This is a genomic window from Rhodococcus sp. NPDC060090, from assembly GCF_042729855.1.
Lineage (GTDB): Bacteria > Actinomycetota > Actinomycetes > Mycobacteriales > Mycobacteriaceae > Rhodococcus.
In genome coordinates, this window is the sequence record NZ_JBHWXB010000020.1 from 1 (window position 1) to 8,901 (window position 8,901).

Here is an 8,901-nt window from a genome sequence, read left to right on the forward strand (position 1 = left end):
GTCCCGATCGGGACGGCGGCCCTCAGCCATTGGAAACCTCAGCAGGTTGACTTCAGGGGATCAGCGGCGGCGCATGGTGCGCTGCACGCTCCGCATCTTCGCGCCCGCAGGCAGCGGACCCTTCGGCATTGCGGGGCCGCTCTTCTTGGTGCTCAGAGCCGAGAGACGGCCTTCGATCGCATCCATCCGCTTGGTGTCGATGTTGCGGGGAAGCTTGTTCAATTGCTTCTGCAGCTGTGGCAGCGGGACTTGGCCCTCGTCGTTGCCGACGATGAATTCGTAGATGGGGGTGTCGCCGACGAGGCGAGCCACGCGCTTCTTCTCTTGCGACATCAGAGGCTTGATTCGGCCGGCGTTGCCTTCACCGACGAGGATGACCCCCGGCCGGCCGATGACCCGGTGCAGTGCGTCGAGGTGAGTGGTGCCGGCGACGGCCTGCGAGACACGCCACGACCCCTGAAGATTGTCGAGGGCCCACGCTGCTGCGCCCGCCTGACCGTCGGCCTTCTTGTATACGGACTTCTGAACACGACGGCCGAAGATGATGAACGCTGCCAGGACACCGACGAGGATGCCGATCGGCAGCAGGAACCACTGGATGCTGAAGATCAGCCCGATCACGAAGAACACGACGATCGAGGCGACAAGCACACCGATCATCCACGGCAGAAGCGCCTTGTCTTCCTTGCGCTGAATCTGGAAGGCCTGCCACAGCTGTGTGCGGCGCTCCTTCGATGCCTGCTTGCGAGCGGCTTTCGCCGCTGCCTTCGCTTCCTTGTCGGTCTTGCTGCCCTTCGCCATGACTACCAGGATACTTTCCTCGCGGTGGACCGCTTGCCACCGCGGGTACCCGTCCGGTTTCTAGCTGCCGAATCGGGCGAGAACCGAGCTGGCTTCCTGACTTGCGGTGCCTCCTTGCGCGAGATGTGCCTGATCGGCGGGCAGTTCACGACCGTGGTGAGCCATTGCCTGCGCGTACAGTCGACCGGCGCGATACGACGAGCGCACGAGCGGTCCGGCCATCACGCCGGCGAAGCCGATCTTCTCGGCCATCTCGGAGTGGGTCACGAATTCCTCGGGCTTGACCCACCGCTCGACGGGGTGATGCCGAGCTGACGGGCGCAGGTACTGCGTGATCGTGATGATGTCGCAGCCGGCGTCGTGGAGGTCGTGTAGTGCCTCGGTGACCTCGTCGGGAGTCTCGCCCATACCGAGAATCAGGTTGGACTTGGTGACCAGGCCGAACTCGCGGGCAGCGGTGATCACGTCGAGGGACCGCTGGTAACGGAACGCGGGACGGATTCTCTTGAAGATGCGCGGGACGGTCTCGACGTTGTGTGCGAGGACCTCCGGCCGCGACTCGAAGACTTCCTGAAGAAGATCCGGCTTCCCGTTGAAATCCGGGATCAGGTTCTCGACGCCGGTTCCCGGGTTGAGCTCGTGGATATTGCGGACGGTTTCCGCATACAGCCACGCGCCGCCGTCCGGAAGATCGTCTCGGGCGACACCGGTGATCGTCGAGTAACGCAATCCCATCGACTGGACCGATTCGGCGACGCGACGCGGTTCGTCGCGGTCGAGCGCGGTGGGCTTGCCCGTGTCGATCTGGCAGAAGTCGCAGCGGCGGGTGCACTGCTCACCGCCGATGAGGAAGGTGGCCTCGCGGTCTTCCCAGCATTCGTAGATGTTGGGGCATCCGGCTTCTTCGCAGACCGTGTGCAGGCCTTCACGCCGCACGAGGCCTTTGAGGTCGGTGTACTCCGGTCCCATCTTGGCGCGGGTCTTGATCCAATTGGGCTTACGTTCGATGGGCGTCTGCGCGTTCCGGGTCTCGATCCGCAGCAGCTTGCGTCCTTCTGGGGCGACAGTCACGCCATCGATGGTACGCCGGAGCGCCGGGTGAAACTTCTTCCGGGTGTGGACATGTCAGAACCGGTGAGCAGTGAACTCCGGCGTGGTCGAGTTCGGTGCAGCAGTCGAGACGGCCTGTTCGAAGGTGACCCGTTCGATGTTGCACTCGGTGACGGGAAGTCGGCCGTCGAGCGCTGCGACGACGGCTTCGGTCACCGCCGGAATCACCTCGTGCACCGTCACGTCGCGGCCCAGTTCGCCCGTGAGAGACGCGACTCCGGCATCGCGGATACCGCACGGGACGATCGAGTCGAAGGCGTCGAGAGCGGAGTCGCAGTTGAGGGAGAATCCGTGCATCGCGACACCGCGCTGCACCCGGATGCCGATGGCGGCGATCTTCCGTTCGGCCAGCCACCGCCCGTCGCGCAATTCCGCGGGCAGCCATACCCCGGAGCGGCCTTCGACGCGCCCGCACACCAGACCCATGTCGGTGCATACCGTGATCAGTGCCTGCTCGATCCGCCGGACGTAGTCGACGACGTCGATCGGCGCGGCGAGCCGGATGATCGGGTAGCCGACGAGCTGACCGGGACCGTGCCAGGTGATCTTCCCGCCCCGATCGACATCGATGACGGGGGTGCCGTCGGAGGGCCGGTCGGAGTCCTCGGTCCGCCTGCCCGCGGTGTACACGGGTGGGTGCTCGAGAAGGAGAAGGGTGTCGGCGCCGATGCCGTCTGCACGCTCGGCAGCGAGCTCGCGCTGACGCTCCCAGGCTTCGAGATAACCGATCATGCCAAGCTGCGCCACAACGACCGGCGCGGAGTCGAGACGTGCGGAGGACGCGGCATTGCTCATAGGTGTCGACAGTACGCCTCGTCACAGAACGGAGGCGGGGGTGTCGTCGGATCGACGACACCCCCGCCTCCACTCACACGGGTTCTGTGGTTACAGCTGCGCTACGCGGTTCACAGACCGAGATCGGCGTCGAACGCACCTTCCTCGAGACGATGCTTGATCGTCTTGAGGAATCGTCCGGCGTCGGCACCGTCGACGAGTCGGTGATCGTAGGTGAGCGGCAGGTAGCACATCGACCGCACACCGATCGACTCGTTGCCGGTCTCGTCCTGGACGACAACGGGGCGCTTGACGATTGCACCCGTCCCGAGCATGCCGGCCTGCGGCGGAACCAGGATCGGGGTGTCGAACAGGGCGCCCTGGCTACCGATGTTCGTGATCGTGAAGGTGCCGCCGGAGAGCTCGTCGGGCTTGAGGCCACCATTGCGCGAGCGCTCGGCGATATCCGCGATCGCGCGTGCAAGACCACCCAGCGACAGGTCTCCGGCATTGTGGATCACCGGGGAGAGCAGCCCCTGCTCGGTGTCCACGGCGATACCGAGGTGCTCGGCCGCGTGGTAAGTGATCTGCTTGTTGGCCTCGTCGTACGACGCGTTGATGTTCGGATGCACCTTGAGTGCCTCGACAACGGCCTTTGCGAAGAACGGCAGATACGTCAGGTTGACGCCCTCACGCTCGGCGAACGACTTCTTCGCCTGGCTACGCAACTGGGCGATCCTGGTGACGTCGACCTCGAAGGTCTGCGTGAGCTGCGCAGTGTTCTGCAGCGACTCGCGAGTCTTCGTCGCGGTGATCTGACGGATGCGGTTGGCCTTCTGCGTGGTTCCACGCAGATTCGCCAGCTCGGGACGCACGCCCGGAGCAACGCCGGACGGCGCTGCTGTCGCGGGTGTCGCTGCTGCTGCGGCGGCGGGGGCGGCTGCAGGGGCCTTCTTCGCTTCGGCGGCTGCGACCACGTCCTGCTTACGGATACGGCCACCGACACCGGTGCCCTTGACCGTCGACAGGTCGACGTCGTGTTGCGAAGCAAGCTTGCGCACGAGCGGAGTGACGTACGGCGTCGCATCGCCGGACGGTGCAGCGGCCTGCTCGGTCTTCGGCGCCGGTGCAGCGGCCTGCTCGGTCTTCGGCGCCGGAGCAGCAGGTGCAGACGTCGGTGCCGGCGTGGCTGCGGGTGCAGGTGCTGCTTCCTCGGCAGGCGCAGCAGTGGGCTTCTCGGCTGCCGGTGCCGGTGCGGCGGGTTCTGCCGGCTGCTCTGCGGGGGCTTCGGTGCCGATGACGGCGAGCTGGCCGCCGACCTCGACGGTGTCGTCTTCCTGTGCGGAGATCTCGGTGAGGATTCCGGCGACGGGGGACGGGATCTCGGTGTCGACCTTGTCGGTGGAGACCTCGAGGAGCGGTTCGTCGACGGCGACCTCGTCGCCGACGGCCTTGAGCCAGCGGGTGACGGTGCCTTCGGTGACGGACTCGCCCAGTTCGGGCATGGTGACGGGGGTGCCCGCACCGTTGCTCGTCGGGGCGGGTGCTGCTGCGGGGGCCGACGCGGCCTCGGGCTCGGGCTCGGCTTCGGGCTCGGCTTCGGGCTCGGCTTCGGGCGCCTCGGCTGCCGGAGCAGGTGCGCTACCTGCGGACTCGCCTGCCTCACCGATCTGCGCGAGCTCGCCGCCGATGTCGACGGTGTCGTCTTCCTGAGCGACGATCTTGATCAGCACGCCGGCAGCAGGGGACGGGATCTCGGTGTCGACCTTGTCCGTGGAGACTTCGAGCAGCGGCTCATCGACTTCGACCGTGTCCCCTTCCTGCTTGAGCCATCGCGTGACAGTTCCCTCGGTGACGCTCTCACCAAGCGCTGGCATCTGGACGGAGAAGGCCATGTCTGTTGACTCCTCGACGGTTGTGTTCGGGTGTGTTGAGTTGTACCGACTCGTGGGTGTCGACCATTGTGTGGTCGCGTTCCCATTGTGCTCGAGGCCGGGGACTCGTGCGGTTGGTTCAGGTGTTCTCGCGGGCCGATACCGGAGGAGGCACGCCCGGAACCATCCTTGCACTCGTCGCCATCTCATGTTCGACGAGGGGCAGAACTGCTCACACCACTTTCGCAGTGTGTCCGGCCCCACGCGGCCGTCCCGCTCGTCTCGAATGGAACGGCCGCGCCGCGGCAGCAATGGGCAATTCGCGTCATCCGTGTTCTGCGACGTCCTCGATCACAGCGAGCATCGTGCGTACCGGAACACCGGTGCCGCCCTTGCCGACGTAGCCGAAGGGGCCACCGGTGTTGAATGCCGGACCGGCGACGTCGATGTGTACCCACTGCACACCTTCGGCGACGAATTCCTTCAGGAAAAGACCTGCGGTGAGCATGCCGCCCCATCGGTTCGGGCTGACGTTCGCGAGGTCGGCGACCCGCGAGTCGAGGTCCGAGCGCATGTACGTCGGCAGCGGCATCGCCCAGCCGTTCTCGCCGACCGCCTGCGACAGGCCTGCGACCCGGTCGCGGAACTCCTCGGTGCCCATCACACCGGGTGTGCGGGTGCCGAGCGCCACCATCTGGGCGCCGGTCAGCGTGGCGGTGTCGATCAGGTAGTCGGGCTCGTCCTCACATGCGCGCACGATCGCGTCGGCGAGAATCAGCCGGCCCTCTGCATCGGTGTTGATCACCTCGACGGTGGTTCCGCCGTACTGGGTCAGGACATCGCCGGGACGCTGCGCCGTCGACGACGGCATGTTCTCGGCCATCGGCACCGTGGCCGTGACATCGGCGGCAACGCCCAGCTTCGCGGCGAGCACCACTGTGGCAACCACAGCTGCGGCACCCGCCATGTCGGAGGTCATCGCTTCCATGCCCGCGGCAGGCTTGATCGAGATGCCACCCGTATCGAACGTGACACCCTTGCCGACGAGCGCGATCTTCTGGGCCTTGCGCTTCTTCGAGGCGTACGACAGGCGCACGAGCCGTGGCGGCCGCGACGAGCCTTTGCCGACACCGACGATGCCGCCGAAACCCTGCTTCTCGAGAGCCTTCTCGTCGAGGATCTCCACCTTCAGTCCAGCTGCCTCGCCCAACGCCTTCGCGCGCTCCGCGAACGACGCCGGGTACAGGTGGCTGGGCGGGGTGTTGACGAACTCGCGGGCCGTCGCGACCGCTTCAGCGATCGCCGTCGATCGGGCGAGTTCGGCCTTCGCGGCGCGGTCACGTGTGGAGGCGACGAGCAGTTCGATCCGGGAGGGCGGCTTCTTGTCTGCGCCCGGAGCCGACTTCTCGGAGCGGAACTCGGTGTAGCTGTACGCGCCGAGCGCAAAGCCTTCCGCGGCGGCGCCGAGGTCGACGGCAGACAAGGTCGTCGCGACGGTGGACACACCGGCCAATGCTCGGGAGGCGGCTCCGGCCGCGCGGCGCACCTGCTCGGCGTCGATGCTGTCGGCGGCGCCCAGTCCGACGGCAACGACACTCGAGACGGGGAGTTCGGCGGGAGCGGGGACGCGTGTGATCTCCTCGGCGCGGCCGGTGGCTCCGACGGCCTGCACCGCGTCGAGAATGCTCCCGAGCACGTCCTCGTCGATCACGCCGTCACCGAGCAGAACCTCTGGGGTTCCGTCGGACGACGTCAGTCCGACGACGAGTACGTCGGCTCGCTTGGATACAGAGCCGGCGAGAACGAGTTCGGGCAACTCCGGGGTCGGTGCGCTCACTGGGCAACTCCTAGGCAGACGAAGGTGGCGGACACGGGGGTCCAGAACGATGCTAGTGACCGCGCGGAGATGCCGTGGGTGTGGCCGGACCCGACCTCGTTCCATAGCGGGTCGACTAACCTCTTGTCACATGAGCGACCAGGAATTGCAGCGGGGACCCATCCATGCCGTTCACGTCGAACTCGGCGCGACATTCGCACCGTTCGGCGGCTGGGAGATGCCCGTGTCCTACGCAGGCACCGTTGCCGAGCACACTGCTGTCCGCGAAACCGTGGGCCTGTTCGACGTGAGCCACCTCGGCAAGGCCCTGGTCGCGGGGCCGGGCGCCGCAGAGTTCGTGAACTCGGCCCTGACCAACGACCTGGCGAAGATCGGACCGGGCAAGGCGCAGTACACGCTGTGCTGCACCGAATCCGGCGGTGTCATCGACGATCTCATCGTCTACTACGTCTCGGACGACGAACTCTTCCTCGTGCCGAACGCTGCGAACACCGCAGCGGTCGTCGCAGAACTCGTCGCGAAGGCGCCCGCCGGGGTCACCGTCACCGATCAGCATCGTGGGTATGCCGTGCTTGCGGTGCAGGGACCGAAGTCCGCTGACATCCTGACCGAACTGGGATTGCCGACGGACATCTCGTACATGGGGTTCGTCGACGCAGAGTGGAACGGGACACCCGTGCGCGTGTGTCGCAGCGGGTACACCGGCGAGCGCGGATTCGAGGTCCTGCCGAGCTGGGACGGCGCAGAGGTCCTCTTCCGTGCACTGGAGGCCGCGGTGCGTGCCGCCGGGGGACAGGTCGCCGGCCTCGGCGCCCGCGACACCTTGCGCACCGAGATGGGGTACCCCTTGCACGGGCACGAGTTGTCGCTGGCGATCTCACCGTTGCAGGCCCGTACCGGCTGGGCGGTCGGTTGGAAGAAGCCGGAATTCTGGGGACGGGAAGCCTTGGTCGAAGAGAAGGAGGCAGGTCCGAAGCGTCGCCTGTGGGGTCTCCGGGCCCTCGATCGTGGTGTGCTGCGCCAGGGCCAGACCGTCCTGAAAGACGGTGCTTCAGTGGGTGAAACCACCTCGGGCACCTTTTCTCCTACGCTCAAGGCCGGAATCGCACTTGCTCTGCTCGACACCGACGCCGGGTTTGCGGCCGGCGACGAGGTGAGCGTCGATGTGCGCGGGCGCTCGCTTCGTGCCGAGGTGGTCTCTCCGCCGTTCGTCGAGGACCACACCAAGTAGCCGCCGGAGGCGATTGGTTACCATTGTCATTCATGACAGGTGTCCTCGAATTCGCTCGCGTCCCGCATCCCTCACCGACTTCCGCGGAGCGGCGCCAGGAAATCCTGGCCGATCCCGGCTTCGGCCGGTACTTCACCGATCACATGGTGACGATCACCTACACCGAGGGCACCGGTTGGCACGACGCGAAGGTCGAGCCCTACGCGCCCATCTCGCTGGATCCCGCCGCGATGGTGTTGCACTACGGTCAGGCGATCTTCGAAGGGCTCAAAGCGTACCGGCAGAGCGACGGCAGCATCGCGTCGTTCCGCCTGGATTCCAATGCTGCCAGGTTCAACCGGTCTGCCGACCGCATCGCGATGCCTCACCTGCCCGAGGAACTGTTCGCCAGGTCGATCACCGAACTGCTCGAGGTCGATCACGAGTGGGTCCCCGAGGCGGGTGGTGAATCGTCGCTCTACCTGCGTCCGTACATGTTCGCGACCGAACCGGCTCTCGGGGTCCGCCCCGCAGCCGAGTACAAGTACCTGCTCATCGCCTCGCCTGCCGGTGCGTACTTCCCGCGCGGGGTCAAGCCGGTGAGCGTGTGGCTTTCGCGCGAGTACGTGCGCGCCGCACCGGGCGGTACGGGTGCTGCCAAGTTCGCGGGCAACTACGCGGCCTCGCTGGTCGCGCAGGCGCATGCTGCAGAGCAGGGATGCGATCAGGTCGTGTGGCTCGACGCCATCGAGCGGAAGTACGTCGAAGAGATGGGCGGCATGAACCTGTACTTCGTGTACGGGGAGGGTCCCGACGCGCGCCTGGTCACCCCCGAGTTGTCGGGTTCGCTGCTGCCCGGCATCACCCGCGAGTCACTGCTCACGCTCGCGATCGATTCGGGTCTGTCGGTCGAAGAGCAGCGCATCAGCACCGACGAATGGCGTGAGAAAGCGGCCTCCGGCGAGATCACTGAGGTGTTCGCGTGCGGCACGGCTGCGGTGATCACGCCCGTCGGGAGCGTCAAGGACCGCGACGGTGAGTTCAGTATCGCCGGTGGAGAGCCCGGACCGATCACGATGGCGCTGCGCGACACGCTGACCGGAATTCAGCGTGGCACGTTCGCCGACACGCACGGGTGGATGACGACCCTGCGCCCATGAGTCAGGCATGAGAAGTGGGGGGGGGGGGGGAGGAAGGGGCCCCCCCCCACCAGCCCGCCCGTGGGGGGGGCCCGCAGGTCAGAGCGAGCCGGCCGCCACGCCCGGCAGCCCGGGGCCGACACCAGCGGCCGCGGC

Annotated in this window: 7 protein-coding genes; 2 read left to right on the forward strand and 5 right to left on the reverse strand. The window is 66.6% G+C overall.

Features of this window, described 5'->3' with window-relative positions:
- Positions 1 to 60: 60 nt before the first annotated feature.
- The 5 genes from ACFWCF_RS22765 to ACFWCF_RS22785 form a co-directional block, all read right to left on the reverse strand.
- Positions 61 to 801, reverse strand: coding sequence for a DUF4191 domain-containing protein (locus tag ACFWCF_RS22765; RefSeq protein WP_378566390.1), 741 nt, complete (start codon positions 799 to 801; stop codon positions 61 to 63).
- A gap of 60 nt (positions 802 to 861) precedes the next feature.
- Positions 862 to 1,872, reverse strand: a complete 1,011-nt coding sequence (gene lipA, locus ACFWCF_RS22770; RefSeq protein ID WP_378566393.1) for a lipoyl synthase — start codon at positions 1,870 to 1,872, stop codon at positions 862 to 864.
- A gap of 54 nt (positions 1,873 to 1,926) precedes the next feature.
- Positions 1,927 to 2,706 carry a lipoyl(octanoyl) transferase LipB gene (gene lipB, locus ACFWCF_RS22775; protein WP_378566396.1) on the reverse strand — a complete coding sequence of 260 codons (780 nt, stop codon included), beginning with the start codon at positions 2,704 to 2,706 and terminating at the stop codon, positions 1,927 to 1,929.
- Between the two features lie 110 nt (positions 2,707 to 2,816).
- Positions 2,817 to 4,580 (reverse strand): 2-oxoglutarate dehydrogenase, E2 component, dihydrolipoamide succinyltransferase, encoded by a 1,764-nt coding sequence (gene sucB, locus ACFWCF_RS22780; protein ID WP_378566399.1) that lies wholly within the window; start codon positions 4,578 to 4,580, stop codon positions 2,817 to 2,819.
- Between the two features lie 304 nt (positions 4,581 to 4,884).
- Positions 4,885 to 6,396 carry a leucyl aminopeptidase gene (locus ACFWCF_RS22785; RefSeq protein WP_378566402.1) on the reverse strand — a complete coding sequence of 504 codons (1,512 nt, stop codon included), beginning with the start codon at positions 6,394 to 6,396 and terminating at the stop codon, positions 4,885 to 4,887.
- Between the two features lie 130 nt (positions 6,397 to 6,526).
- On the opposite strand from ACFWCF_RS22785, the gene gcvT reads away from it, so the two are divergent.
- Positions 6,527 to 7,627, forward strand: coding sequence for a glycine cleavage system aminomethyltransferase GcvT (gcvT, locus tag ACFWCF_RS22790; protein ID WP_378566406.1), 1,101 nt, complete (start codon positions 6,527 to 6,529; stop codon positions 7,625 to 7,627).
- Between the two features lie 32 nt (positions 7,628 to 7,659).
- Positions 7,660 to 8,766, forward strand: a complete 1,107-nt coding sequence (locus ACFWCF_RS22795) for a branched-chain amino acid aminotransferase (protein WP_378566409.1) — start codon at positions 7,660 to 7,662, stop codon at positions 8,764 to 8,766.
- The last annotated feature ends 135 nt before the right edge of the window (positions 8,767 to 8,901 follow it).

What these genes read in the sequence shown, in the direction of transcription:
- gcvT (WP_378566406.1), top strand. Translation starts at nt 6,527, where the DNA reads ATGAGCGACCAGGAATTGCAGCGGGGACCCATCCATGCCGTTCACGTC.
- ACFWCF_RS22765 (WP_378566390.1), bottom strand. Translation starts at nt 801, where the DNA reads ATGGCGAAGGGCAGCAAGACCGACAAGGAAGCGAAGGCAGCGGCGAAA.
- sucB (WP_378566399.1), bottom strand. Translation starts at nt 4,580, where the DNA reads ATGGCCTTCTCCGTCCAGATGCCAGCGCTTGGTGAGAGCGTCACCGAG.
- ACFWCF_RS22795 (WP_378566409.1), top strand. Translation starts at nt 7,660, where the DNA reads ATGACAGGTGTCCTCGAATTCGCTCGCGTCCCGCATCCCTCACCGACT.
- lipB (WP_378566396.1), bottom strand. Translation starts at nt 2,706, where the DNA reads ATGAGCAATGCCGCGTCCTCCGCACGTCTCGACTCCGCGCCGGTCGTT.